We start from the raw sequence: 23520 nt of genomic DNA on the forward strand, positions 1-23520 counted from the left end.
GCGGCCCGTACCGTCCCCGCAGGTGGGGGGACCGTACGGGCCGCGCCGTTGTTTCAGCCGTACGTGTCAAGGGTTCATGGGTGTTTGACCGCCCGGTCATGCGCTGGTAACACCAATCAGTGACCCTAGGTTTACGCACAGCTGCAATCGCCGCACTCGCCGCTCCCGCGCACCCGCCCGTTCCCGAGTCACCGCTCCGAGGGGGGACCCACACCATGCAGGCCGCGACACCCGTCCGCGCTACCGCCATCCCGTCCGTCACCGACGCTCTGCGCGCCGTCGAGTCCCTGCTCATGGGCGGCGGACAGCGCACCGCGCGCCGCAACGCCTGGACGTCGGTGCTCGAAGACCGGCGCAGGGCCAAGGACAGGGTCGAGGCTCAGCACGTACTGGAGGCCGTGGCGGGCCGGACTTCCCAGGCAACGTAAACTTCACAGCATGGCGAGGAAGGAACGCGCAGACAACGCGGACACTGCGAACCCCGGGCGACTCAAGCAGATTGCCCTGACCTACAAGATGACCCGGCGGGCCGACTCGAAGATCGGTCTCGTTCTCGCGGGCGTGGGCATCGTCACCTTCGGTGTCTTCCTCGCGATCGGCTTCTTGATCGATCACCCGGTCTATCTGGGCATTCTGGGCTTCCTGCTGGCCTTCCTCGCGATGGCGATCGTCTTCGGACGCCGCGCCGAGCGAGCGGCTTTCGGACAGATGGAGGGACAGCCGGGCGCTGCGGCCTCCGTCCTGCAGAACGTCGGCCGCGGCTGGTCGACGACTCCGGCGGTGGCGATGAACCGCAACCAGGACGTCGTGCACCGGGCGGTCGGCAAGGCCGGCATCGTCCTGGTGGCCGAGGGCAACCCGAACCGGCTGAAGACCCTGCTGGCAGCCGAGAAGAGGAAGATGGCGCGGATCGTGGTCGACGTACCCGTCCACGACATCATGATCGGCAACGACGAGGGTCAGGTGCCGCTGAAGAAGCTGCGCACCACGATGCTCAAGCTGCCGCGCGTCCTCACGGGCCCCCAGGTGACGACCACCAACGACCGCCTGCGCGCGATGGGCGACCTGATGTCGAACATGCCGCTACCGAAGGGTCCGATGCCCAAGGGCGGCCGGATGCCGCGCGGAAAGATGCGCTGACTTTCCTCTCCCGTACGACATACGAATACGACTTACGAATACGACATACGCCGAAGGGCGGTCCGGAACCGAGAGGTTCCGGACCGCCCTTTCTTTCTGGTCTTTCCGTCGCTTCTCGTTCAGATCCTGACCTGGACGGCGCGGGCGAGGCGGTCGTGCAGGCCGCGGCCGTCGCGGTCCCAGACCAGGGCCGGGATGGCGAGGCACAGCAGGACGCTGCGGACGAGGACGCGGAAGAGGCCGAGGCGGCCGCCGTTCTCCGCGACCACGCGCAGGCCGAAGAGGCGCTTGCCGGGGGTGGAGCCGACCGTTCCGACGGTGAGCACGCTCAGGACGAGCAGGACGCCCAGCGCCCAGTTGCCCGCCGCCTGGCCGTTACCACCCGTGAGCAGCCCGTATGCGATGAGCATGCACAGGGTCCAGTCGACGAAGAGGGCGCCGAAACGCCGGCCGAGCGGGGCGATGGCCCCCGGCCCCTGCTCCGGGAGTCCGAGCCGCTCGCCCCGGTACTCGGTGACGGCACCCATCTCCTTGGCGGCTTCGCCCGGCCCGGAGAGCCACGATCCGATTGCTTGCCTGTTGTCCACCCGTACAAGGTACTGCGACCGCTTTCGTACCCTGGAGGTCGGGCCCTTCTCAGCGGGTCCGGAGCCGGTCCGGTTAACTTGCGCGAAACAAATGGGTCATGCTTGAGAAATCCGGTCTGCCTATGGTCGGGTCCAGCGTGTGCCACCGCACTGGCCGCACGGAGAGCTGCAACCCCATCCCCACCGGGTGGGAGTAGGAGGAGTTGGATGTTCCAGAACGCCGACGACGCGAAGAAGTTCATCGCCGACGAAGACGTCAAGTTCGTCGACGTCCGGTTCTGCGACCTGCCCGGAGTGATGCAGCACTTCACGATCCCGGCCGCGGCGTTCGACCCGAACGAGGAGCTGGCCTTCGACGGATCGTCGATCCGCGGCTTCCAGGCCATCCACGAGTCCGACATGGCGCTCCGCGCGGACCTGTCGACCGCCCGTGTGGACGCGTTCCGCAAGGACAAGACGGTCAACATCAACTTCTTCATCCACGACCCGATCACGGGCGAGCAGTACAGCCGTGACCCGCGGAACGTGGCGAAGAAGGCCGAGGCGTACCTGACGTCCACCGGCATCGCCGACACGGCGTACTTCGGCCCCGAGGCCGAGTTCTACGTGTTCGACAACGTGCGCTTCCAGACCTCCGCGAACGAGTCCTTCTACCACATCGACTCCGAGGCCGGCGCCTGGAACACCGGTGCGGTCGAGAACAACCGCGGCTACAAGGTCCGCTACAAGGGTGGCTACTTCCCCACTCCGCCGGTCGACCACTTCGCCGACCTGCGTGCCGAGATCTCCATGGAGCTGGACCGCAACGGCCTCCAGGTCGAGCGCCAGCACCACGAGGTCGGCACGGCCGGCCAGGCCGAGATCAACTACAAGTTCAACACGCTGCTCGCCGCGGCCGACGACCTGATGCTCTTCAAGTACGTCGTGAAGAACGTCGCGTGGCGCAACGGCAAGACCGCGACCTTCATGCCGAAGCCGATCTTCGGTGACAACGGCTCGGGCATGCACGTCCACCAGTCCCTGTGGTCCGGCGGCAACCCGCTGTTCTACGACGAGCAGGGTTACGCGGGCCTCTCGGACATGGCGCGCTACTACATCGGCGGCATCCTGAAGCACGCCCCCTCCCTCCTCGCCTTCACGAACCCGACGGTGAACTCGTACCACCGCCTGGTGCCCGGCTTCGAGGCCCCGGTCAACATGGTCTACTCGCAGCGCAACCGCTCGGCTGCCATGCGTATCCCGATCACGGGCTCGAACCCGAAGGCCAAGCGCGTCGAGTTCCGCGCCCCGGACCCGTCCTCGAACCCGTACCTCGCGTTCTCGGCGCTCCTGATGGCGGGCCTGGACGGCGTGAAGAACAAGATCGAGCCGGCCGAGCCGATCGACAAGGACCTGTACGAGCTGGCTCCCGAGGAGCACGCGAACGTCCAGCAGGTCCCGACCTCGCTCCCGGCCGTCCTCGACGCCCTCGAGGCGGACCACGACTACCTGCTGGCCGGCGGTGTCTTCACCCCCGACCTGATCGAGACGTGGATCGACTACAAGCGCGTGCACGAGATCGCCCCGATCCAGCTCCGCCCGCACCCGCACGAGTTCGAGCTCTACTTCGACCTCTAGGACTGCCGCGGGCAGAGCGGCTTTCCGCTCGCCTGAGCCGTCCGTGGGCCGTCGGCCGTGCCTTCCCTCACCGGAAGGCACGGCCGACGGCCATTTTCGTGCCGGGCCTCAGGACTCTCCCAGCACCGTCCGGATCACGTGCCGGGCGTTGTGCGCCCTTGCCGGGTTCGTCCTCCGGTAGTACGGCAGCGCGATCAGCGCCTGCGAGAGCGTCCGGCCCCGGCCGACGGATACCCCTCGGCCGGCTGCCCGGCGCCGGGCACTTCGGGGACGGCCGTGGGCAGCCGGGGCGCGAGCCGGGGCGCGAGGCGGGGCAGCCAGTCCTGCTCCAGCGATACGTCGCCGGCTCCGCCCCGGGGTGCCGGCCGGGATGCATCTGCCCTGTGCTCATGGGGCGCCATCCGATCGCCGGACGCTCTGGTGGGGTGGAGCGTTGGATGCTGTCGAGCGCAGCGCGGAGCGACTCAGACCGACCGCCTCTCGGACGCGAGCAGTTCGCGCAGTTCGGTGACGGCGCGGCGGAGTTCGGTGGCGAAGGTGTGCATTTGGGGGGCCACCGGGCGTGGGGTGCTCAGGTAGAGGTTGAAGCGGTGGGGCAGCAGGACGTAGGCGACGCCGATGCAGCGGGGGCTCGTGGAGCCGAAGCCGAAGTACTGGATGTTGGCCGAGGGGGCCGAGCTGGTGCTGAGGTAGTCGTCGCGCATCTTCAGCCAGCCCGGGGTGCGGTAGAGGGCCGGTTGTTCGGTTACGCCCAGGGCCGGGCCTCGGCGGCGCTGGATCAGTTCCAGTTCCCACAGGTGCTGCTCGGGGGCCTGGCCGGCCTGGCATTCCTTCGCGCGTGCGACGTGCTGCGCGGCCGCGGCGCGGAACGCGGTGCGTCTCGTTCCGGCGTCCGCCGACGGGTCGTTCATCGCTGTTACGAAGGTCTGCATCTCGCGGGTGACCACGCGCATCGCCTCGGTGCGGCCGTGCCGGTACTGCCGGGTGGCGATCGACTCGTACGTGGCGCCCAGGTGGCCCTTCGCGCGCTGGTGGGCCAGTTGGTAGGCGACCTGGACGAACGCGTCGGGTGAGACGCGCAGCGCCTTGGCCGTGTCGGCGCCGAAGTCCTCGAAGGAGACGGTGCTGGTGGCGGTGTTCTTCCCGTACGCCGTGAAGGCCTCGGCGGCGGAGCGTACCTGGGCGCGGAGGGTGTCGTTCAGGTCGAACGTGATGGGGGCGGGGGCGGGCGGGCCCTGGGTGCGGGCCCCGGACCGGCGGGAGTGCTCGTCGGCGGGGGTGCTCAGGAGGGCGTCGGTGAAGCTGAGGATGGTGGTGCCGTCCAGCTCGCAGTGCTCGACGTTGATGCCCGCGCGGCCGTCGGCGAAGACGATGAAGGTCAGGGCCTTGTCGAACCAGCGGTTGCCCCGGTCGCCGTAGAGCAGCTCGTCGCAGGCCTCTTGCGTCGACTCCGGTGCGAAGTCTTCGAGGGAGAGGCAGAACAGGGCGGTCTCGACGGTGTTCAGCGCCTCCGCGTTGCGGGGGTGGCGGGCGAGCAGCGACTGCCGGGCGGCCGCCCACTCCGCTCGGGCCATGGTGGTGAGGTGGCCGACCGCCGTGTCGGGGGCGGGCGGTTCGGCGCCCGCCTTCATGACGGCGCGCAGGCCCGAGCGCAGGTCGTCCAGGCTGTGCGGCACACCGTCCTCGCCGATTACGTCGAGCCGGAACATGCCGCCCCGGTGGAACACCACGATGTGCCGGGCGTCGGACGGGCCGGGCGACGCCTCGGAATAGGGGCTGCGGACGGTGTCCTGTTCCGCCCCGGGGATGCGTGTGGCGGAGAACAGGTATTTGTTCTGCACCATCGACTGGGGCCGATCGCGCTGCGTTACCGGCGGGATCATTTCCTGGTCCAGTCGGCTCTTGAAGTTGAGGGCACCCGCGATGAGTCCGGCCGCCCGCTCCGTCTGCTCCTCGTCCGAGTCCTGGAAGAGGAAGAAGAAGTTGGCGTTGAGGGCGATCCGGTCCCGGCGGCCCAGATAGCGGTACGGCCAGAAGGTGTCGAGCCAGCTGTGTACGCCGTCGGTGGCGTCGTACTCCTCCAGAGCCCTGTGCAGAACCCGGCCGGGGCCGTCGGGGCGGAGGAAGGCGGCCACCTCCGCCTCGGTCGCCGCCCGCTCCTCGGTGGTCAGCAGAGGCCCGCACCAGGCGAGGAACCTCTCGCAGCTCGCCTCCACTGCGGGGAGTGGCACGCGGGGCAGGCTGTACTCCTGGGAGAAGGTCGCCGGGGTTACTGCCGTTTCCTGGCTGGTGTTCAAATCCGCTCTCGATTCGGGTTGTGGGGGCCTGTCGGGTCCTCGTCGGCGGGCCGGGAGAGGTAGAGCTGTGCGTACAGCCAGCCTTCCGCCTCCAGACCCCGGGCATCCACGCCGACGGCCGACATCTTGTCGAGTACGAGCGCCTGTTCCTGCGGGGAGGCGAAGCGCCGCTGTTTGAACAGCTCCGCTGCTCGGACGGTCCGGTAGCCCAGCCCCGCCAGCGCGCGCTCGACGGGGTCGAACGGGAACATCCGCAGCACGAAGTGCACCATCCAGGGCCGGCGGTCGCCCTGCGCCCGGACGACGCGGGTGAGGGTCCGCTCGGTTACGTAGCCGAGGCAGCCGGTCGAGATCACCAGGTCCGTACCGGCGAGCTGGGCGTGCTGGCGTGGCGTGGGGTCGCGCTCCTCCAGGTCCGCGTTCACCGCGTCGTCGAGGAATCCGGCGTCGAGGGCGTAGGACAGCGCGCTGGAGGAGGCGTCCAGGCCGACGAAGCGGATGCCGCGTGCGGGGTGGCGCGAGCGGGACAGTTCGCGGTCGTTCGCCAGCAGGTCCTCGCGGCTCGCGGCTCCGGTGCCGGCTCCGGTGCCGGCGTAGCGTTCGTACAGCTCGTCCATGGTCGCGTCGTACTTCAGCAGGGCGGCGTTGATTCCGTACGAGCAGCCGATGTCCAGCACGCTCGGGACCTCGACCTGCCGGGCCTCCCGGTACTCCTTGATGAGCTTCGCGAAGTAGGGCTTGGCCAGTTGTGGAACGCAGTAACCGAGGGGGCGCAGCACGCTGAAGTAGGTGCGCGGATCGGGCTGCGTGTAGATGTGGTCGAGCGAGACTTTTCCGGTCGCGTCGAAACGCACAGGGCTTACTCCTCCGTGGATCGGCAGACGTGCGGAGAGTGGCGCGTGGTACGCGGAGTCGCTAGTCCAGTAGTCGGTCGCCCCGGACGGCCCGGCCTTCGGACGCCAGGTGTTCGGGCAGTACCCGGCCGAAGAGCTGGCGGGTGCGGGCCACGCTTCCGATGACGCCGGGGCGCTCGCTGTAGGCGAATATCGCGGAGTGGCGGGCGGCTTCGCCGCGTACGGGGCTCACGCGGTGCAACGAGTAGCGGCCCTTGAACAGCTGCAGGTCGCCCGGCCGCAGGGGGAGGCTCCGGGTCAGGCGCTCGCCACGGCCGTCCAGTACGTCCCGGACGTCGTCGAAGCTCTCGTCGTGTGCGGATCTGATGTTCGGGCAGTACTCGAAGTCCCCGCCGGACCGGGGCTCCTGGGTGAGCATGCTGACCGTGAACTCGTTGGTGTCGAAGTGCCAGGGGTGCTCCATGCCGGGCGCCACGACGTTGAGAACCAGACCGGAGAGCGGGTCCGCCAGCTCGTGGAGCTTCGGCAGGCCGAAGCATCGCGCGACGAACTGCTGGAACGCCGTGTCGGAGTAGAGCCGGCTGATCAGGGCATTCGCGGGGATGCGGTCCCGCGCGACGAACGCGTTGCCCCGCTGGAAGGTCCTGCGGCCGGGGTGGTCCTGCGGCAGGTCCGCCGAGTCCACCGCGATGTTGTAGACGTTGACCGTTTCGACGTCTGAGTACGCGCGGGGGGCGATGGCAGCGCACTCCTGGCACAGAACGTCGCGGAGCGACGGGCGGACGAAGTCGGGCAGCACGGTGCAGCCAATAGCCGACAGTTCGCGCCGGGCACGGGAGACCACTTCCTGCCCCTCCGCGCTGTCGGGCCGGGACAGGGGATATCGGGCTGTGTCGACCACCTGGTCAAGGGTTGTGGCTTCCAGAATGCTCATTCGATCCCTCTCCACATGCGGGCAGACCGTGCTGGCGGAGCAACTCTACTGATCAGTAGCGGAGTTGAAGGGCTCTGTGATCCGTCACACTGCGCCCACGCGGCACACGCGAGCCGGTACCAGGGTCGGAGCGCCGGTGAGGGGCGGGCCGTCGGTCGTATGTACCGAAGGCCCGCCCCCACCGGCCCCGGTCTAGCGGCCGTAGCGGATCAGGGTGCGCACCATCCGGCAGGTCGTGTCCGACGGCGGGTGAATGCCGATGCGCTCCGCGGTGCTGCGTATCTTGCGGTTGGGCGCCTGCGCCGGGTGGTACACACCCGTGTCGAGCAGTGCGATGGTCAGGCGCATGGCCTTGAGGCGACGGTTGTGCGTCTCGTACCACGCGCGCGGCCGGCCGGCCGGCAGTGGGGTCTTCGACAGGGGCTGCGGTGCGATCGAGAACAGTGCGGCTGCGGCCATGGGCATCCTCCTGAGGCGGGTCGGGAACCCTCTCTGACTACCTCGATTTTACTGCCCACCACTGACAATCGGCCCTGGCCAGGCGGTGTTTGACAGGAGCCTGGAGGTACCGTTGTGGTCATGGAGATCTGGATCAATCCCGCGTGTTCGAAGTGCCGCAGCGCGCTGCATCTGCTGGACGAGGAAGGTGCCGATTACACCGTGCGCCGCTACCTCGAGGACGTACCGACCGAGGACGAGATCCGTGCGGTGCTGGAGCGGCTCGGGCTCGAGCCGTGGGACATCACGCGCACGCAGGAGGCGGCGGCAAAGGAGCTGGGGCTCAAGGACTGGGCGCGGGACGCCGGTTCGCGGGACCGGTGGATCGCTGCGCTGTCCGAGCACCCGAAGCTGATCCAGCGGCCGATCATCACGGCGCAGGACGGTACGGCCGTGGTGGCACGTACGGACGAGGCGGTGCGGGACGCCATGGCGCGCTGAGGGTCATGGCGTGCTGAGGGTCATGGCGCTTCCTGGTCAGGACGTTCGTTCGTCCTCGCCTGCCGTCTTCGCGGTGGCCAGAGCAATGCGGTTCCACGTGTTGATCGTGAAGATCAGGGCCAGGAGCTGAGCCAGTTCCTGGTCCTCGAAGTGGGCCGACGCCCGTGCGTACACGTCGTCCGGAAGACCGCCGTCCGCGATCAGTGTGACCGCGTCCGTGAGGGCCAGCGCCGCCTGCTCCTTCTCGGTGAAGAAGTGCTTGGCCTCCTTCCACACCGCGACCATGTGCAGCCGCTCCTCGCTCTCGCCCGCCTTGCGCGCGTCGGAGGTGTGCATGTGCAGGCAGTACGCGCAGTGGTTGAGGTGCGAGGAACGGATCTGGACCAGTTCCACCAGCGTCGGGTCGAGTCCCTCGCGGGCGGCGGCGTCGAGGCCGATCACGGCCCGGAACGCCTTGGGGGCGGACTTGGCGAAGTTGAGGCGGGGAGAGGTGGTGGCGGGCGTCTGCTTGATCTCTGTCGTCGTCATGTGTACGACTCTATTGGCGCAGGCGACCGGAGCAGAGGTGCATTCGAATGGCAGAATCCTGGGTCAATTCCGCGGAGGGGCTCGGCAGCGATCTGCATCTGGAGCTGGAGACCGCCGGTCCCGGCAGCCGGCGCGCCGTGCTCATGCGGGCGCTGCGTGAGGCGATTCGCGGCGGGCGGCTCGCCCCGGGGACGCGGTTGCCCCCGTACCGTTCGCTCGCCGCCGACCTCGGGCTCGCCCGCAACACGGTCGCCGACGCGTACGCCGAACTGGTCGCCGAGGGCTGGCTGACGGCCAGGCAGGGGTCCGGGACCCGCGTCGCACAGCGCGCGGTGCCGGCCGCGCCCGCCCGGCGGGCCCGCACGCCCGCGCGGGCCTCCCTTCCGACGTACGACCTGGTCCAGGGCAGACCGGACCCCTCCGCCTTCCCGCGCAGCGCCTGGCTCGCCTCGGCCCGCCGGGCGCTGACCGCCGCGCCCAACGACGCTTTCGGGGCCGGTGATCCGCGGGGCAGGGCGGAGCTGCGGCAGGCACTGGCGGAGTATCTGGCGCGGGTGCGCGGGGTACGGGCGGACGCCGGGCGGATCGTGCTGTGCTCGGGGGCCGCGCACGCGCTGCGGCTGCTGGCCCGGGTGGTGGGCGGGCCGTGGGCGGTGGAGGCGTACGGGCTGCCGTTCCATCGGGCGCTGCTGGCGGACGAAGGCGTACGTACCGTGCCGGTGGGGGTCGACGCGGACGGGGCGCGGGTGGGTGAGCTGGACGGGCCCGGGACCGTACTGCTCACTCCCGCCCACCAGTTCCCGACCGGCGGGCCGCTGGGGCCGGAGCGGCGCGCGGCCGTCGTGGACTGGGCGCGGGCGACGGGCGGGCTGGTACTGGAGGACGACTACGACGGCGAGTTCCGTTACGACCGGCAGCCCGTGGGCGCCGTGCAGGGGCTCGACCCGGACCATGTGGTGCTGATCGGGTCGGTCAGCAAGAGCCTGTCGCCGACGCTGCGGATCGGCTGGATGGTGCTGCCCGAGCGGCTCATGGACGGGGTCGTGGCGGCGAAGGGCGAGCGTGAGCAGTGGTCGAGCGCGACGGAGCAGCTGACGCTGGCGGACTTCGTCGAGTGTGGGGCGTACGACCGTCATGTGCGGCGGATGAGGCTGCGCCACCGGCGCAGGCGCGACCAGTTGGTCGCGGTACTGGCCGAGCGTGCTCCGCACGTGCGGGTGACGGGGATCGCGGCCGGTCTGCACGCCGTGCTGGAGCTGCCGCCCGGTACCGAACGGGCGGTGGTGAAGGCGGCGGCATGGCAGGGGCTGGCGGTGGAGGGGCTGTCCGGCTACCGGCATCCGGACAGTGGGGTCTCGGGCGCGGGGAGCGGCGGCGACGGTGGGCGCGACGGGCTGGTCGTGGGGTATTCGACGCCGGCCGAGCACGCGTACACGGGGGCGCTCGACGCGCTGTGCCGGGCGTTGCCGCCTGCCTGATACGGAAGTTGTTGCTGGGGTTGATGAGACGGATGGGGTTGCTACTCGTACGTAACGGCACACGGAAACCCATGCGGGCGTGGTGCACACGGCCGCGGACAGGAGTCGCACGTGTCGCGCAAGAAGTCCCTCAGCCGTAAGAAGAAGATCGCCCTGCTGGCGGGCGCCGCCGCGCTGGTGGCGGGTACCGCCGTGGTGATGACCGGTACGAGCCAGGCCTCGGTGGCCTGTGACGGGCTGGCCACCGCGCTGAGCAACAACGAGCAGTTCATCGCCGGGCAGCGGGCCAATCCGGATGCGCAGTCGGAGGCGCGGATCGCCAACCGGGAGGCCGTCATCGAGCAGATCGGGCGTCAGCAGGAGGCGGCCGGGTGTGACGCGGCGGCCCCGCCGGACGATGCGGCCGCGCCGCCCGCTCCGCCGGCGGACGAGACTGCCCCGCCTGGCGAAGAGCCGGCGCCGCCGGCCGAGGAGACCGCTCCGCCGGCGGAGGGCGCCGCGGGTGAGGGAGCGGTCGGCGAAGTGGTCTGTGCGGGGTCCACCGTCACGCTGTCCGGTGAGGGCGGGGCTCCTGCTGCCTCCAGCGGGGAGTTCCCGGTCGGAACCCAGCTGAAGGTCACCAACCTCGACAACGCCAAGTCGACGACGGTGGAGGTTACTTCGGCTTCGGGCAGCTGCGCGCTGCTCAACAACGCGGCGTTCGAACAGGTGCGGGAGCCGGGCAAGTTCCTGATCCGGAACGCGCGGATCGAGCGTGTGGGCTAGAAGCGCGCTGGGCGGGGCGGGTGTTCGGGGCGGGCGTTTCCCTTTCCCCACCCCGCCCCCTCCCGCTGTGACCGCTGTGACCTTGTGCGGCTCCGCCGCGTGAGGGGCTGCGCCCCAGACGCACGAGCCGCCCGCAGAAGTGAACCCGGCCAGACGCACGGGCCGGTGCGGAAGGCGGGCCCGGGCGGGACATCGAGGGGCAGGCCCGTTTGCCAGGCCGGGGCCGTCGGAGAGTCACGTTCGCGTCCTGCGATCGAGGACAGCGCACAGGTACGGGTAGGCACAACTGCGCTCAGCGGTGGGTCAGTTGGGTTTCCGCGTCGGCGAGGATCTCCGTGAGGCGCAGGCCGAACCCCGCGTCGCACGGGTGCGGTTCTCCGGTACGTACGGCGTGCAGCAGCGCGTCGACTGCTGCGCCGAAGGACGTGACCCCGTCCCCCCACGACGGCAGCTCGGCCACACCCGTCGTGCCCCGCAGCTCCACCGTCGCGCCTACCGCACCCACCGGTGCGCTCAGGCTCAGCGTGACCGTGCTCGATGCCTCCGTGGTGTGGCGCAGTACGAGGTGGACCGTGTCCCCGGGGCCCCGCGCCGCGGTCGTCGACGTAACGTCGCCGAGGACCGGCAGGAGTACGGACAGGGCGTGCGGTCCGACGTCCCACAGCGCGCCCTTCTCGCCCCGCCACGGCGACGCGGCGTACGGACTGTCCGCGCCCGGCGAGTACAGCGCGCCGAGCCACCGCGCGTGCGCCGTGAACCAGCCGCCCGCCGCCGCCTGCCCGGCGATCCACTCCGTCGTGCCGGTCGCGAAGCGCAGCGTGCAGAAGATCACCGACGTCACGTCCGCCTTCTCGGTCGCCTCGACGACCTCCCGCGCCCCCGCCACGGTCGTCGCCAGCGGCTTGTCCAGCAGCAAGTGACACCCGGCCGCCGCGGCCCGAACCGCCAGCGGGGCCTGGACGTCCGGCGGCAGGGCGATCGCGACCGCGTCGCACGCCGCGAAGAGGGCGTCGACGTCGACGTACGGGATGGTGCCGTGGGCGGTGGCGAGCGCGGCGGCCGCCTCGGGCCTGCGGCCCCACACCCCCGCGAAGTCGACATCGGGATGCGCTGCGAGCGCCGGTGCGTGGGTGCCGGCCGCCCAGGGGCCGGTGCCGAGAAGCCCGATGCGCGGCCTGATCAACGATTCGCTCATGCCCGCCAGTGTGCCGGGCTCGACGAAGCGGATCCACGCTCGTGCCACGCGCTCGTGTTACGCAGGAAACCTGAGTAACACGGGGTTCACAATCGGGCAACGGACGGGAAATCAGCGCTTGCGAAGCTGCCCTCACAAGCCGCAGTACCGCAGCAGCAGCCGCAGCACCACAAAGGATGGCGTCCGTGACCTTCAAGGCCGAGTACATCTGGATCGACGGCACCGAGCCGACCGCCAAGCTTCGCTCGAAGACGAAGATAATGCCCGGCTCTGCCGCGGACCTCGCCGAGCTGCCTATCTGGGGTTTCGACGGATCCAGCACCAACCAGGCCGTGGGCCACGCGTCCGACCGTGTGCTGAACCCGGTGTTCTCCTGCCCGGACCCGATCCGCGGCGGTGACGACGTACTCGTCATGTGCGAGGTACTGAACATCGACATGACGCCGCACGAGTCCAACACGCGCGCTCTGCTGCGTCCGGTCGCCGAGCAGTTCGCCGGCCAGGAGCCGATCTTCGGCATCGAGCAGGAGTACACCTTCTTCGACGGCTCGCGCCCGCTCGGCTTCCCGGTCAACGGCTTCCCGGCCGCCCAGGGCGGTTACTACTGCGGCGTCGGCGCCGACGAGATCTTCGGCCGCGAGATCGTCGAGAAGCACCTCGACCACTGCCTCGCCGCCGGCCTCGGCATCTCCGGCATCAACGCCGAGGTCATGCCCGGCCAGTGGGAGTTCCAGGTCGGACCGCTGGCGCCGCTGGAGGTCGCGGACCAGCTGTGGGTCGCCCGCTGGCTGCTCTACCGCACCGCCGAGGACTTCAACGTCTCCGCGACCCTCGACCCGAAGCCGGTCAAGGGCGACTGGAACGGCGCGGGCGCGCACACCAACTTCTCGACGAAGGCGATGCGCGAGGGTTACGACGCGATCATCACCGCGTGCGAGTCGCTGGGCGAGGGCTCGAAGCCGATGGACCACGTCAAGAACTACGGCGCGGGCATCGACGACCGCCTCACCGGTCTGCACGAGACCGCCCCGTGGAACGAGTACAGCTACGGCGTCTCCGACCGCGGCGCCTCGGTCCGTATCCCGTGGCAGGTCGGGCAGGAGAAGAAGGGCTACATCGAGGACCGCCGCCCGAACGCCAACGTCGACCCGTACGTCGTCACGCGTCTGATCGTCGACACCTGCTGCACCGCGCTGGAGAAGGCCGGCCAGGTCTGATCCGCACAGCAAGCGGCAAGCAAAGAACAGCAAGCAAAAATGGGGGCATCCGCCGGTCCGGCGGGTGCCCCCTTCGCGTGCCGTCGTGGGCGGGCGTCTGCTTCAATAGGCTCATGGCCAGCCACCAGGACCACACCGCCACGGGTCGTAGCGACCTCGAGCCGTTCTGGCCTTCCCGTCAGCATCACGACTTCGACCGGGTGTGTTGTCGCGCGACGAACGCGCGGGCCCTCTAAAGCCGTTCACCCCGGTCTTCGGTCCAGCGCGCACGACGCAGTACGTCCCTCGACGACTCCCTCGCGCGAAAGAGCTGACCTCTCATGGCGAACACCCGTACTTTCTCCGCCGTACCTGCCCAGCCCCTCTCCCCCACCATCGGCCGGCACCGCCTGCGGGCCGTCGACCGGGACGACGAGGTGGTGCGTACCGGCAGGCCTCTCGACGTGGGTGACTTCCTTCCGCCGGGCGCCACTTGGCTGCCCGCGCCCCAGCACGCGCTGCCCACCCTCCCGGGGCAGCCGCCGATGATCGGCTACCTGGTGCTCGTACCGGCCGATCAGCAGCCCGCCGTCGTGCCGGCTGCGGCCGGGGAGGACGACTCCCCGGCCGGCGGTCCGGTGCGGATCGACGCGGCCCGGCGCACCGCCGACGTGGACGGGCGGACGCTGGATCTCACGTACCTCGAATTCGAACTGCTCGCGCATCTGGTGGCGCACCCCGACCGGGTGCACACCCGCGACCAGCTGGTCACGACCGTGTGGGGTTACGGGCATGTGGGCGACGGCAGGACCGTCGACGTGCACATCGCCCGGCTGCGCCGCAAGCTCGGCGCCGAGCACCGCGCCACGATCCAGACGGTGCGGCGGGTGGGGTACAAGTACGCCCCCTGAGCCCGAGAGGTACGGCGAAGGGGCGGCCCGCGGCGAGAGTGCCGCGGGCCGCCCCCGCCGCCGTCAGGCCGCCGTACCCGTACGGGCGCGGACCCTGGCCACCAGCCCGAGCAGCAGGTCCACCGCCAGGAACACCAGCAGGCTGATGCCCAGCAGCGGTACGAACCAGCCCGCCAGCGCGGTGAGCGCCGCCAGCGGGAGCAGGGCCGTGACCGGCGCCTTCCGCCAGCCACCGCGCGGCATCGGGCGGCCCGCGCTCAGCCTGCGCTCCTTCGTCGGCCTGCGCAGCCACCACATGCGGTAGCCCCAGACGATCAGCATGATCAGGGCGAACGCGAGGGCTGCCAGGGCGAGTTGGTTGGCGAGGCCGAGGAAGACGCCGGTGTGGGCGTCGATGCCGAAGCGGGTGAGCTTGGCGAGCAGCGGGTAGTCGGCGAAGCGCAGTTCGTCGATGACCGTGCCGTCGGCGGGGTCGACGGCGACCGAGTCCAGGTGGACGGGGAACTGGGTGTCGGTCTCCTTGACGACGTAACCGCTGCCCTCGCTCGGCAGGATCACCGACATCCTGCCGTCGATCCCGGCCTGGCGGGCGGCCGCGAGCGCGTTGTCGATGCCGACGTCCATGCCGGCCATGCCCTCGTGGGAGCCTGTGCCGCTGTCGCCGTGGCCCTCGTGTTCGCCGCCGTCACCGGCGCCCTCGGTCAGCGCGGCGGAGACCACGGGGGTGGCGCCACCGAGCTGGTCCTGTACGGCGCCGATGTTCTCGCCGGCGTACCGGGACCAGGTGAGGCCGGTCGCCGAGAGGAGCACGAGTCCGAGTACCGCCCACATGCCGACGGTGCCGTGCCAGGAGAGCGTCTTGCGGCGGCCCCTGGCCCCGCGTTCGGGGACGATCAGGTCGCGCTTGGCCGTGCGCCTGCGTCCGAGCCACAGCAGCAGGCCGCCGAGTGCGACGACCCACAGCCAGCTGGCGGCGAGTTCGCTGTAGTGGCGGCCGAGGTCGCCGAGGTGCAGGTCGCGGTGGAGTTCGTCGAGCCAGGTACGCAGCGGCAGGGCGCCCGAGCTGCCGTAGCTGGGCAGGTCTCCCCGTACCTCGGCGGTGTACGGGTCGACGAAGACGGCGAGCGACTTGCCCTCCTCGACCTCGGGTGACGTCATGAGCACCCTGGTCGTCGCGCCGTCCTCGGCGGAGGGCCAGACGGCGGTCACTGTGCCCTCGGGGTGGGCCTTGCGGGCGGCAGCGAGCTGGTCGCCGAGTGGGAGGGAGCGGTCGCCGACCGGGACTTCGAGTTCGTTGCTGTAGAGGAACTTCTCCGCCTGGAAGGAGAGGGCGTAGAGCAGTCCGCTGGCGGCGGCGACGAGCAGGAGCGGGGCTATCAGCAGGCCCGCGTAGAAGTGGACGCGCAGGACGAGGGGGCGCAGGGCGCTCCAGGTGGTGGCGCGTTCGCCGGCGGCTGTGGGCGCCGCCGGGCCGGGATCCGTTTGTGCGGGCTGTACGGGGTCGTCAATGGCCATGACTGTCCTCGGAGTTGTCGACTGGTGACGTGGGGCATGCACGGGGCATGGGGAGCGGCCCCCTGGTCACGCGGTCGAACGCCGTCAGACGCGATCAGACGCAGTCAGACGCGGTCAGACAGTGGCAAGTGCGGGGGCCGTGGCGCGGGTGGTCCGGTCCCGCGGCGGCCCGCGCCGCGACAGTGTGTGCGCGAGGACGAGGCCGTGGCCGTGACGGCGTGTGGTGCGGGGGCCCCGTGGGCGTACCGGCTCCGGCAGTCCGGGGGCCCGTACGACGGCGAGCAGCAGCCGCAGCGGAGTGAAGGCCAGCGCGCCGACGGCAGACGCGAGCCGGAAGAAGGCCGTCTCGCCGCGCGCGAGCCACAGAGCGCAGACGAGGGCCGCGGCGAGGTGTGCGGCGGTCATCGCGAGCGACGACGAACCCTGGCCGGCGGCGGAGGCGGATGCGGAGACCGCAGCCGCCATGGCTTCGGGGTCCATGGCCGCCTGGTGGGCGACGGGCGTGTGGTGGTGGCCCACGCCCGGGCCCTGCGCCGTCGCCGTACCGAAGATGAGGTGCAGCACGCCCTGTACGGCGAGGAGCCCGCCGCCGACGGCGAAGACCCCGTGCCGCCGGTGACCCGCGGTCCAGGCGAGGCCGCCCGTCACCGCGAACGCCGCGAGCAGTCCCGAAACCGGAACTTCATGCCCGGACATGGACGAATGCCCCACGGCTGCCGCAATGACGCACACCGCCGCGAAAAGTGCGGCTCGCAGTGCGCGCAGGGGCGACCGGGCGTCCGTCATGGTCAGCACATGCTGCCATCCCCGGGACGCTCATGGGGACGTAGGTGCAGGGCGCAGGTGGTGGTAGGTACACCACGACTCGGGTGCCGGGCCCAATGACCTTGGCCGGCGGCACGGGCAAGACTGTGCACATGCCCGGCGGACGGGCCGCCGAGGAGAGGGTTGGACACCATGATGGCGACCAAAATACGCACCGCGTTCCTTGCCGGAGTACGAGGACTGGCGCTGATGATCGTGTCGCTCACGGCGTCGGTCGTCCTGTTCACGTTCACGGTCGTCTCCCTCGCGCTCATTCCGATCGGGATCGGCCTCTTCACCACCCCCGTGGTCCTGAGCGCGCTGCGCGCCTACGCCGGCAAGCGGCGGCTGATCGCGGCCAAGTGGTCGGACGTACGCATCCTCACCCCGTACCGCCGGATGCCCTCCGACCTGCGCGGCGGCCTCGTCGGACAGGTCGAGCGATGCGCGCTGATGCTGAAGGACCCGGCGACCTGGCGGGACCTTCTGTGGCTGCTGGTCGACATGACGGCCGGCTGCGTCAGCGCGCTGCTGCCCGCCGCGCTGTTCGCGTACCCGTTCGAGAGCCTGGTGCTGGTGGGGGGACTGTGGCGGCTGTTCACGGAGGGCGGGGCGTACTGGTACGGCCCCGTCGCCGTACACAGCCAGGGGACGGCGTTCGTCGCGGTCGCCTTCGGCCTGGTGGTCTTCCATGTGGCCGTGCGCTACAACACACCTTTGCTGCGCGCCCACTTCACCCTCACCAAGTCGCTGCTCGGCCCGACCAACGAGATGACGCTCGCGCAGCGCGTCGACCACCTCACCGAGACGCGGCACGACGCTGTCGACTCGTCGGCCGCCGAACTGCGCCGTATCGAACGGGACTTGCACGACGGCGCGCAGGCCAGGCTGGTCGCCATGGGCATGAACCTCGGCACCATCGAGGCGCTCGTCGAGAAGGACCCGGCCCAGGCGAAGAAGCTCCTCGCGATGGCCCGCGAGTCCTCCGCCGAGGCCCTGACGGAACTGCGTGACCTGGTGCGCGGGATCCACCCGCCGGTGCTCGCCGAGCGCGGACTCGGGGATGCGGTACGGGCGTTGGCGCTGCGCCTGCCCGTCGAGACCGAGGTGACGGTGGACCTGGCGGGCCGGGCCGGCGCTCCGGTCGAGTCGGCGGCGTACTTCGCGGTCAGCGAGGTCCTCACGAACGCGGTCAAGCACTCGGGAGCGGACCGGATCTACGCCGACATGCACCACGCCGACGGCATGCTGCGGATCTCCGTGACCGACAACGGGCAGGGCGGGGCGACCGTCGGAACGGGGTCGGGCCTGAGCGGCGTCGAACGCCGACTCGGTACATTCGACGGCGTCCTGGCCGTCAGCAGTCCCGCGGGCGGCCCCACCATGGTGACCATGGAGATCCCTTGCGAGTTGTTCTAGCCGAAGATCTCTTCCTGCTCCGCGACGGCCTGGTCCGGATGCTCGAAGCCTTCGACTTCGAGATCCTGGCCGCCGTGGAGAGCGGTCCCGAACTCTCCCGGGCGCTCGCCGAGTTGAAGCCGGACGTCGCGGTCGTCGACGTCCGGCTTCCGCCGTCCCACACCGACGAGGGCCTCCAGTGCGCGCTGGAGGCCCGCCGCGCGCGGCCCGGCCTGCCGGTGCTGGTGCTCTCCCAGCATGTGGAGCAGCTGTACGCCCGCGAGCTGCTGGCCGACGGCAACGGCGGCATCGGCTACCTGCTCAAGGACCGGGTCTTCGACGCCGAGCAGTTCGTCGACGCGGTACGGCGGGTGGCGGCCGGCGGCACGGCGATGGACCCGCAGGTGATCTCCCAGCTCCTGTCGCGGCGCGCCCAGGACAAGCCGATGGGCGGCCTGACGCCGCGCGAGCGGGAGGTCATGGAGCTGATGGCGCAGGGCAGGTCGAACGCGGCCATCGCGGGCCAGCTCTTCGTCACCGAGCGCGCGGTGGCCAAGCACACGTCGAACATCTTCGGCAAGCTCGGCCTGCCGGTGTCGGACGACGACAACCGACGGGTGCTGGCGGTACTGGCGTACCTGGACCGGGGGCAGGGCGGCCACTGAGGCAGAACCTCGGTGCGGCGCGCCGTGTCACGGGGACCGGCCCGGGCCCCGGCCCTCGAACGCCGGACGGGCTGCGGTGGGGCGGGGAAAGGCCGCGGCGCCCTTGCCGGCCCCCCAAAGTCTGTCGCGGCCGGCCGGCGAGCCGAGGGGAGGCGGGCCGAGTCCTGCGGGGGTGCTGGACCGTACCCGGTGCCCGGAGGCCGCCGGCGCGGGGCGCGGCGGACCGGCATCGGCGCAAGACCGGTGAGCGGGAACCCGGGCTCTTTCCCGTCACGCGCCCGGGGACGTACGGGGCGGCCGACTCCTGGCTGAAGGCCGCCGGGGAGGCGACGGAGAAGACAGGGGCCTGCCGTTCGGGTCACGCGGCCCCGCCGCCTCGGCGAGCAGGCCGGCGTCCTGAGCACGCAGCACCGCGCTGAGCCGGTCCGCGGCCCCCAGTTTCCGGTAGAGCGCGTGCAGGTGCTTGTGCACGGTGCGCGGCGAGATGCCCAGGCGGCGTGCCATGGCGTCGGCCGGCAGCCCGGTGGCGAGCAGGTGCAGGACGTTCAGCTCACGAGGGGTCAGCGGCACCGCCAGGGACCGGTTGGCCTGCTGCCTCCGGTCGCTGCCCGACGCCCCCCGCAGTGCGATCAGAAGGGACCGGTGGGTCGCCGCTGCCTTGAGCAGCGGCTGCACGCGTGCGGCGTACCGCATGTCGTGCGGGGAGAAGTCCTTGCCCGAGCGGTGCACCACGAACCCGCTGACGTGCGGGCCCGTACCGGGGAACGGTATGCCGAGCATGTGCCGCGTCCCGAACGCCTCGCGCAGGGCGTCGGCCGCCGCACTGTCCTGCCAGACCCGTGCCCCCGTGATGCGCGCGGCGCTCTGCGGCGTCCAGTCGTCGCCGGACCCGTAGCGGCCGGCGAAGGGATAGCCCTCCCGGATGTGGCGCTGGACCGACTCGTCGTGGTGGCGGTCCTCCAGACGCGGCTGGGGCGACCAGAGCGCGACGCTGCCCCGCTCACGCGTCCAGGGCTCCTTCTTGACCACGATCAGCGCCGCGTCGAGCGCCGTGAGCAGTTCCTCGGTGAACAACGGCCAGACACGATCCGGGTCTTCGGTGTTCATCACCTCGACCGCCAGATCCAGCGTCCGCGCGTGCCGATCCCGCATGACAGCTTCCCCCGAAAGCCCCAGTGGACGTAGGGGATCCACGGTAACCCGCCGCCGTCCATACGTGCTTCTCCCCATGGCCCGGCTGCCCCGGCCCGCGCCATGCTCGGTCACCGAGGGACCAACGACCTGAGGTCCACCGGTCAAGGGGGAAAACCGCACATGTTCTGGAGAACAGCGTCCGCAAGATCTGTGCCCGGCGGCGCCATGTCGTCGCATCGCCGTCGCGGCGGTGCGGTACTCGCCGGTGCACTCGCCGCCACCGGTTGCCTCAGTGCCGTCGCGCCCGCCGCGACGGCCGCTGAGCAGCACCGGGGCGCGACGCACTGCGTCACCGTGCTGAACGGGGTTGAGCACGGCGAGCAGGAGTCGACGGTCCGCTCGCGTACCTGCTTCACGGGGCAGGACGCGGGCGACCGTGCCGAGAGGGCGGCACCGTCCGCCGCCACCGAACTCATGATCTGGTCCGAGCACCGCGACTGGGGCGGTGTGTACGACCGCATCTACGGCTACGACGGCCCGTGCGACTCCGCCGGCTACACCTTCAACCCGAGTACGTGGTGGTCGAACAACCTGACGTCCCTCCAGGTGATGGGTGGTTGCACCAAGACCTTCCTGAGCGGTCCGCGCGGGAACGGCTCCTTCACCGGACACGTGCGGTACGTCGGCGACACGCTCAACGACGCGGTCACCTACGTCAAGGTCTGGCGCGGCTGACGCCGCTCCCGTCAACCACCGGAAAGGTCATCATGCGTCCACTGCGTTCCGTACTCGCGTCCCTCACCGCGGTCTGCGCCCTCGCGGCCGGCGTCACCGTGGCCGGCACCGCCGAGCCCGCCCAGGCCGCCGCGTCAGACTGCACGGGCGGCGCCCGCGGGTTCACCGACCACCCCGACAACGCCTCCGGCGACACGTACAAGCCCCGCCGCATCGAGATGGGCGGCGGCATCGTCATCACCCTGGAGAAGGGGGTGAACGTGGGGCAGCAGATCGCCTTCGGCAAGATCAGCGGTCCCACGTTCCCGGGTGACAAGGTCTGGATGGACTGGAAGGCCGACGGCTGGGACCAGGGAGGCCCTCCCGGCACCGCGATCCGCCCGTGGCTGCAGTGCGGCCCGTTCACCGTCCAGCGGATCGGGCAGAGCCTGACGACCCCGTTCAAGCGCACCAGCACCGACCCGGCCTACCAGTTCCGGGTGTGCGGTTCGCTCAACTCCAACAACATCATCCGCTGCTCCGACTGGTGGTAACCCGCCCGCTCCCGTAGCGCACGGCACACCGTACGGGGGCCACCGCGGGTCGCTGACCGAGCCCATCGGTCCTCGACCCGCGGTGGCCCTCACGGGCATGCCCGCACCCGTGACGACCGCCGGCCGCGCCGTTCGCCTGGGAGAATTGAGAGCATCGAGAAGTGACCATGAACGAGGAAGTCATTCCGATCCTGTACGTCGAGGACGCCGGGGCGGCCGCCGCCTGGTACGCCCGCCTCGGCTTCGCCACCCAGTGGGAGCACCGCTTCGAGCCGGGTTTCCCCGCCTTCGTGGAGGTGGCGCGCGGCTCCCTGCGGTTGTTCCTCTCCGAACACCGGGGGGACGCGCGCCCCGGCACGCTGGTGTATCTGCGGGTGCGTGACGTGGACGCCGTGGCCACGGAGTTCGGCGTAACGGTGGAGGACCAGCCGTGGGCGCGCGAGGCCGAGTTGCGGGACCCCGACGGCAACCGGCTCCGGGTGGGTACGCCGGCCGAGTCCGGCTGAGGACGGCGGACCCCTTCCCGGACGAGGCTCATCCCGTACGTCGCGGTCCGTCCCTGTTTGCGAATGGAGATAACTACGAATCGGGAACAGGTTTGAACAGGCCGCGAACCACGCCCGTATGGAACGGAGCGCTTCTCCCCTGCCGGGACCCCCCTTACCTTCACCCGGCAACGAAGCTAAGAGGAGTTCCATGCGACGCGCATCAAGAAAACGTTCCACGCTGGCGAACCGGGCGATTGCAGCATCGGCCGCTCTGATCCTGGGCGGGGGTGGACTGCTCGCGGTGAATGTCTACGCATCCGCAGGTGAAGGCTGGTCCAGCCCGGACTCGGGTCAGTCCGCGCAGATCAAGAACGCCGGTCAGCAGATGTCGACCATTGACTGTCCGGAGGTGGCGAACGACCTGCCCAACGAAATTCCCGATGCCGCGCGCCAGGAGGTCGACCGGGAGCTCGCGGCCCTCGACACCCAGATCACGGACGCGTACAAGCGATTCGCCGATTCCCAGGAGCAGATCGCCCAGGACCCGAACTTCGCGGAAAACGCCATTCTCCGACCGCTGAAGGACAAGCGGGCGGCTTCTGTCGACCGCATCGCCATCGCGGTCGACCGCGAGGCCGAACGCCCTCAGGGCCTCGAAAACCTCGCACCTTGCACACTGCGCGCCGACGACAACGGAGGGGACGGCGCGAACGGCGGGGACGGCCAGGGAGACGGGCAGAACGGTGGCGATCAGGGTGACAACGACGGCAACGCTGGTCAGGATGGCGACCAGAATGGTGGTCAGGGCGATGGTCAGGGCGACGGACAAGGCGACGGGCAAGCCGACGGCGGCCAGGACAATGGCAACCAGGACGGGAACGGAAACGAGAACGGGAATGGAAACGGTGGGCAGGCCGGCAACGGCCCCAACGCCGCCGACTTCGTCGACATCCAGTCCGTCCAGCCGAACGTCCAGCAGCCGCCCCAGCAGCGCGGCGCCTCCCGGGGCGAGTTCACCACCAATTGCGGGACGAACGAGAACGGAAAGTTCAACCCGGACAATGTCATCGTCGCCCCGGGTGTGAGCAACGGCGCGCACCACATGCACGATTACGTCGGCAACCAGGCCAATGACGCCTTCGCGAGCGACGACGACCTGGCCCGCGGTCAGACCACCTGCCAGAACCAGGGCGACAAGTCGACGTACTACTGGCCCGTCCTGCGCCTGCAGAACGGCCAGAACGAGAACGACGCGAATGCCGACGGCGGAGGCAAGGACAGCAACGTGGGCGAGATTCAGACGCCCACCGAGGTCTCGCTGAAATTCGTCGGAAGTCCCGTCAGCAAGGTCACCGCGATGCCGCGCTTCCTGCGGATCATCACCGGTGACGCCAAGGCATTCACCAATGGTGACGCCAACGCCAACGCGTCCTGGAGCTGTACCGGGTTCGAGGACCGCCAGCTCAAGGACAAATACCCGATCTGCCCGGAAGGCAGCCAGGTCGTGCGTACGTTCAATTTCCAGAGCTGCTGGGACGGACAGAACACCGACAGCGCCAATCACCGCACGCACGTGGCGTTCGCACAGGAAAACGGTGCGTGCCCGAACGGATTCCGTGCCATCCCGCAGCTCGTACAGCGGATCGTGTACGACGTCCCGCCCGGCCCCGGGTTCGCGGTCGACTCCTTCCCCGAGCAGCTCCACAAGCCGGGTACCGACCACGGCGACTTCATCAACGTCTTCAACAGCCGGCTGATGCAGAAGGTGGTGTCCTGCGTGAACGACGGACGACGCTGCACCTGACCC

General features: G+C 70.2%; 24 protein-coding genes and 1 pseudogene. 14 read left to right on the forward strand and 11 right to left on the reverse strand.

All coding sequences use genetic code 11. The features are described 5' to 3' along the window. Window positions 1-215: 215 nt before the first annotated feature. Both AC1P0E_RS08780 and AC1P0E_RS08785 read left to right on the forward strand, forming a co-directional pair. A complete protein-coding gene (locus tag AC1P0E_RS08780) occupies window positions 216-428 on the forward strand; it encodes an SCO2195 family GlnR-regulated protein (protein WP_482741596.1) in 213 nt (70 codons plus the stop codon). Window positions 429-438: 10 nt separating this feature from the next. After that, window positions 439-1140, forward strand: a complete 702-nt coding sequence (locus AC1P0E_RS08785) for a DUF4191 domain-containing protein (RefSeq protein ID WP_482741597.1) — start codon at window positions 439-441, stop codon at window positions 1138-1140. 119 nt (window positions 1141-1259) lie between these two features. Here AC1P0E_RS08785 and AC1P0E_RS08790 read toward each other — a convergent pair whose 3' ends face one another. Next, on the reverse strand, window positions 1260-1727 hold the full coding sequence (locus tag AC1P0E_RS08790) for an RDD family protein (RefSeq protein ID WP_482741598.1): 468 nt from the start codon (window positions 1725-1727) through the stop codon (window positions 1260-1262). A gap of 207 nt (window positions 1728-1934) precedes the next feature. On the opposite strand from AC1P0E_RS08790, the gene glnA reads away from it, so the two are divergent. Then, a complete protein-coding gene (glnA, locus tag AC1P0E_RS08795) occupies window positions 1935-3344 on the forward strand; it encodes a type I glutamate--ammonia ligase (RefSeq protein WP_482741599.1) in 1410 nt (469 codons plus the stop codon). A gap of 108 nt (window positions 3345-3452) precedes the next feature. Here glnA and AC1P0E_RS08800 read toward each other — a convergent pair. From AC1P0E_RS08800 to AC1P0E_RS08820, 5 genes and pseudogenes are all read right to left on the reverse strand, one after another. Then, window positions 3453-3569: pseudogene (locus tag AC1P0E_RS08800) on the reverse strand (phosphotransferase); the annotation flags it as partial. A gap of 239 nt (window positions 3570-3808) precedes the next feature. Beyond that, complete coding sequence (locus AC1P0E_RS08805; protein ID WP_482741600.1) at window positions 3809-5575, reverse strand: choline/carnitine O-acyltransferase; 1767 nt, start codon at window positions 5573-5575, stop codon at window positions 3809-3811. Window positions 5576-5637: 62 nt separating this feature from the next. After that, window positions 5638-6495 carry a class I SAM-dependent methyltransferase gene (locus tag AC1P0E_RS08810; protein ID WP_482741601.1) on the reverse strand — a complete coding sequence of 286 codons (858 nt, stop codon included), beginning with the start codon at window positions 6493-6495 and terminating at the stop codon, window positions 5638-5640. Between the two features lie 61 nt (window positions 6496-6556). Then, complete coding sequence (locus tag AC1P0E_RS08815; RefSeq protein ID WP_482741602.1) at window positions 6557-7429, reverse strand: HalD/BesD family halogenase; 873 nt, start codon at window positions 7427-7429, stop codon at window positions 6557-6559. A 192-nt stretch (window positions 7430-7621) separates the two neighbouring features. Next, window positions 7622-7894: a hypothetical protein gene (locus AC1P0E_RS08820; protein ID WP_482741603.1), complete on the reverse strand. Its 273-nt coding sequence runs from the start codon at window positions 7892-7894 to the stop codon at window positions 7622-7624. 114 nt (window positions 7895-8008) lie between these two features. Between AC1P0E_RS08820 and AC1P0E_RS08825 the strand changes: the two genes are divergently transcribed. After that, a complete protein-coding gene (locus AC1P0E_RS08825) occupies window positions 8009-8368 on the forward strand; it encodes an arsenate reductase family protein (protein ID WP_482741604.1) in 360 nt (119 codons plus the stop codon). A 36-nt stretch (window positions 8369-8404) separates the two neighbouring features. On the opposite strand, the gene AC1P0E_RS08830 is transcribed toward AC1P0E_RS08825, so the two are convergent. Beyond that, entirely contained in the window at window positions 8405-8896 is a 492-nt protein-coding gene (locus tag AC1P0E_RS08830; RefSeq protein WP_482741605.1) for a carboxymuconolactone decarboxylase family protein, read from the reverse strand. 47 nt (window positions 8897-8943) lie between these two features. Between AC1P0E_RS08830 and pdxR the strand changes: the two genes are divergently transcribed. Together pdxR and AC1P0E_RS08840 are read left to right on the forward strand one after the other, a co-directional pair. After that, entirely contained in the window at window positions 8944-10374 is a 1431-nt protein-coding gene (pdxR, locus tag AC1P0E_RS08835; RefSeq protein ID WP_482741606.1) for a MocR-like pyridoxine biosynthesis transcription factor PdxR, read from the forward strand. Between the two features lie 111 nt (window positions 10375-10485). Continuing rightward, entirely contained in the window at window positions 10486-11139 is a 654-nt protein-coding gene (locus tag AC1P0E_RS08840) for a hypothetical protein (protein WP_482741607.1), read from the forward strand. Window positions 11140-11431: 292 nt separating this feature from the next. Here the strand turns inward: AC1P0E_RS08840 and AC1P0E_RS08845 are convergent, their stop codons facing one another. Then, complete coding sequence (locus AC1P0E_RS08845) at window positions 11432-12334, reverse strand: Gfo/Idh/MocA family protein (protein ID WP_482745696.1); 903 nt, start codon at window positions 12332-12334, stop codon at window positions 11432-11434. Between the two features lie 185 nt (window positions 12335-12519). Between AC1P0E_RS08845 and glnII the strand changes: the two genes are divergently transcribed. Together glnII and AC1P0E_RS08855 are read left to right on the forward strand one after the other, a co-directional pair. Further along, on the forward strand, window positions 12520-13551 hold the full coding sequence (gene glnII / locus AC1P0E_RS08850) for a glutamine synthetase (protein WP_482741608.1): 1032 nt from the start codon (window positions 12520-12522) through the stop codon (window positions 13549-13551). A gap of 320 nt (window positions 13552-13871) precedes the next feature. After that, entirely contained in the window at window positions 13872-14441 is a 570-nt protein-coding gene (locus AC1P0E_RS08855) for a winged helix-turn-helix domain-containing protein (RefSeq protein ID WP_482741609.1), read from the forward strand. Between the two features lie 63 nt (window positions 14442-14504). Here the strand turns inward: AC1P0E_RS08855 and AC1P0E_RS08860 are convergent, their stop codons facing one another. Next, a complete protein-coding gene (locus tag AC1P0E_RS08860) occupies window positions 14505-15956 on the reverse strand; it encodes a PepSY-associated TM helix domain-containing protein (RefSeq protein WP_482741610.1) in 1452 nt (483 codons plus the stop codon). Window positions 15957-16070: 114 nt separating this feature from the next. After that, window positions 16071-16652, reverse strand: a complete 582-nt coding sequence (locus tag AC1P0E_RS08865; protein ID WP_482741611.1) for a hypothetical protein — start codon at window positions 16650-16652, stop codon at window positions 16071-16073. 261 nt (window positions 16653-16913) lie between these two features. On the opposite strand from AC1P0E_RS08865, the gene AC1P0E_RS08870 reads away from it, so the two are divergent. Both AC1P0E_RS08870 and AC1P0E_RS08875 read left to right on the forward strand, forming a co-directional pair. After that, entirely contained in the window at window positions 16914-18179 is a 1266-nt protein-coding gene (locus AC1P0E_RS08870; protein WP_482741612.1) for a sensor histidine kinase, read from the forward strand. Next, complete coding sequence (locus tag AC1P0E_RS08875; RefSeq protein WP_482741613.1) at window positions 18164-18823, forward strand: response regulator transcription factor; 660 nt, start codon at window positions 18164-18166, stop codon at window positions 18821-18823. The genes AC1P0E_RS08870 and AC1P0E_RS08875 overlap by 16 nt, the downstream gene beginning before the upstream one ends. Window positions 18824-19093: 270 nt before the next feature. Here the strand turns inward: AC1P0E_RS08875 and AC1P0E_RS08880 are convergent, their stop codons facing one another. Then, a complete protein-coding gene (locus AC1P0E_RS08880; protein ID WP_482741614.1) occupies window positions 19094-19975 on the reverse strand; it encodes a helix-turn-helix transcriptional regulator in 882 nt (293 codons plus the stop codon). 162 nt (window positions 19976-20137) lie between these two features. Here AC1P0E_RS08880 and AC1P0E_RS08885 point away from each other — a divergent pair, with 162 nt between their 5' ends. From AC1P0E_RS08885 to AC1P0E_RS08900, 4 genes are all read left to right on the forward strand, one after another. After that, complete coding sequence (locus tag AC1P0E_RS08885) at window positions 20138-20692, forward strand: hypothetical protein (RefSeq protein WP_482741615.1); 555 nt, start codon at window positions 20138-20140, stop codon at window positions 20690-20692. A 32-nt stretch (window positions 20693-20724) separates the two neighbouring features. Further along, window positions 20725-21225, forward strand: a complete 501-nt coding sequence (locus AC1P0E_RS08890; RefSeq protein WP_482741616.1) for a hypothetical protein — start codon at window positions 20725-20727, stop codon at window positions 21223-21225. 167 nt (window positions 21226-21392) lie between these two features. Continuing rightward, window positions 21393-21731 (forward strand): glyoxalase superfamily protein, encoded by a 339-nt coding sequence (locus AC1P0E_RS08895; RefSeq protein ID WP_482741617.1) that lies wholly within the window; start codon window positions 21393-21395, stop codon window positions 21729-21731. Between the two features lie 190 nt (window positions 21732-21921). Next, window positions 21922-23517, forward strand: a complete 1596-nt coding sequence (locus AC1P0E_RS08900; protein ID WP_482745697.1) for a DUF1996 domain-containing protein — start codon at window positions 21922-21924, stop codon at window positions 23515-23517. The last annotated feature ends 3 nt before the right edge of the window (window positions 23518-23520 follow it).

Source organism: Streptomyces sp. TRD_SC_5 (assembly GCF_056836825.1).

Bases quoted from the DNA above. Each gene is read 5' to 3' on its own strand.
- AC1P0E_RS08815 (WP_482741602.1), bottom strand. From the start codon at position 7,429: ATGAGCATTCTGGAAGCCACAACCCTTGACCAGGTGGTCGACACAGCC.
- AC1P0E_RS08780 (WP_482741596.1), top strand. From the start codon at position 216: ATGCAGGCCGCGACACCCGTCCGCGCTACCGCCATCCCGTCCGTCACC.
- AC1P0E_RS08895 (WP_482741617.1), top strand. From the start codon at position 21,393: ATGAACGAGGAAGTCATTCCGATCCTGTACGTCGAGGACGCCGGGGCG.
- AC1P0E_RS08860 (WP_482741610.1), bottom strand. From the start codon at position 15,956: ATGGCCATTGACGACCCCGTACAGCCCGCACAAACGGATCCCGGCCCG.
- AC1P0E_RS08845 (WP_482745696.1), bottom strand. From the start codon at position 12,334: ATGAGCGAATCGTTGATCAGGCCGCGCATCGGGCTTCTCGGCACCGGC.
- AC1P0E_RS08825 (WP_482741604.1), top strand. From the start codon at position 8,009: ATGGAGATCTGGATCAATCCCGCGTGTTCGAAGTGCCGCAGCGCGCTG.
- AC1P0E_RS08870 (WP_482741612.1), top strand. From the start codon at position 16,914: ATGATGGCGACCAAAATACGCACCGCGTTCCTTGCCGGAGTACGAGGA.
- AC1P0E_RS08880 (WP_482741614.1), bottom strand. From the start codon at position 19,975: ATGCGGGATCGGCACGCGCGGACGCTGGATCTGGCGGTCGAGGTGATG.
- AC1P0E_RS08785 (WP_482741597.1), top strand. From the start codon at position 439: ATGGCGAGGAAGGAACGCGCAGACAACGCGGACACTGCGAACCCCGGG.
- AC1P0E_RS08865 (WP_482741611.1), bottom strand. From the start codon at position 16,652: ATGTCCGGGCATGAAGTTCCGGTTTCGGGACTGCTCGCGGCGTTCGCG.
- AC1P0E_RS08885 (WP_482741615.1), top strand. From the start codon at position 20,138: ATGTTCTGGAGAACAGCGTCCGCAAGATCTGTGCCCGGCGGCGCCATG.
- AC1P0E_RS08890 (WP_482741616.1), top strand. From the start codon at position 20,725: ATGCGTCCACTGCGTTCCGTACTCGCGTCCCTCACCGCGGTCTGCGCC.
- AC1P0E_RS08830 (WP_482741605.1), bottom strand. From the start codon at position 8,896: ATGACGACGACAGAGATCAAGCAGACGCCCGCCACCACCTCTCCCCGC.
- pdxR (WP_482741606.1), top strand. From the start codon at position 8,944: ATGGCAGAATCCTGGGTCAATTCCGCGGAGGGGCTCGGCAGCGATCTG.
- glnA (WP_482741599.1), top strand. From the start codon at position 1,935: ATGTTCCAGAACGCCGACGACGCGAAGAAGTTCATCGCCGACGAAGAC.
- AC1P0E_RS08855 (WP_482741609.1), top strand. From the start codon at position 13,872: ATGGCGAACACCCGTACTTTCTCCGCCGTACCTGCCCAGCCCCTCTCC.
- AC1P0E_RS08820 (WP_482741603.1), bottom strand. From the start codon at position 7,894: ATGCCCATGGCCGCAGCCGCACTGTTCTCGATCGCACCGCAGCCCCTG.
- AC1P0E_RS08900 (WP_482745697.1), top strand. From the start codon at position 21,922: ATGCGACGCGCATCAAGAAAACGTTCCACGCTGGCGAACCGGGCGATT.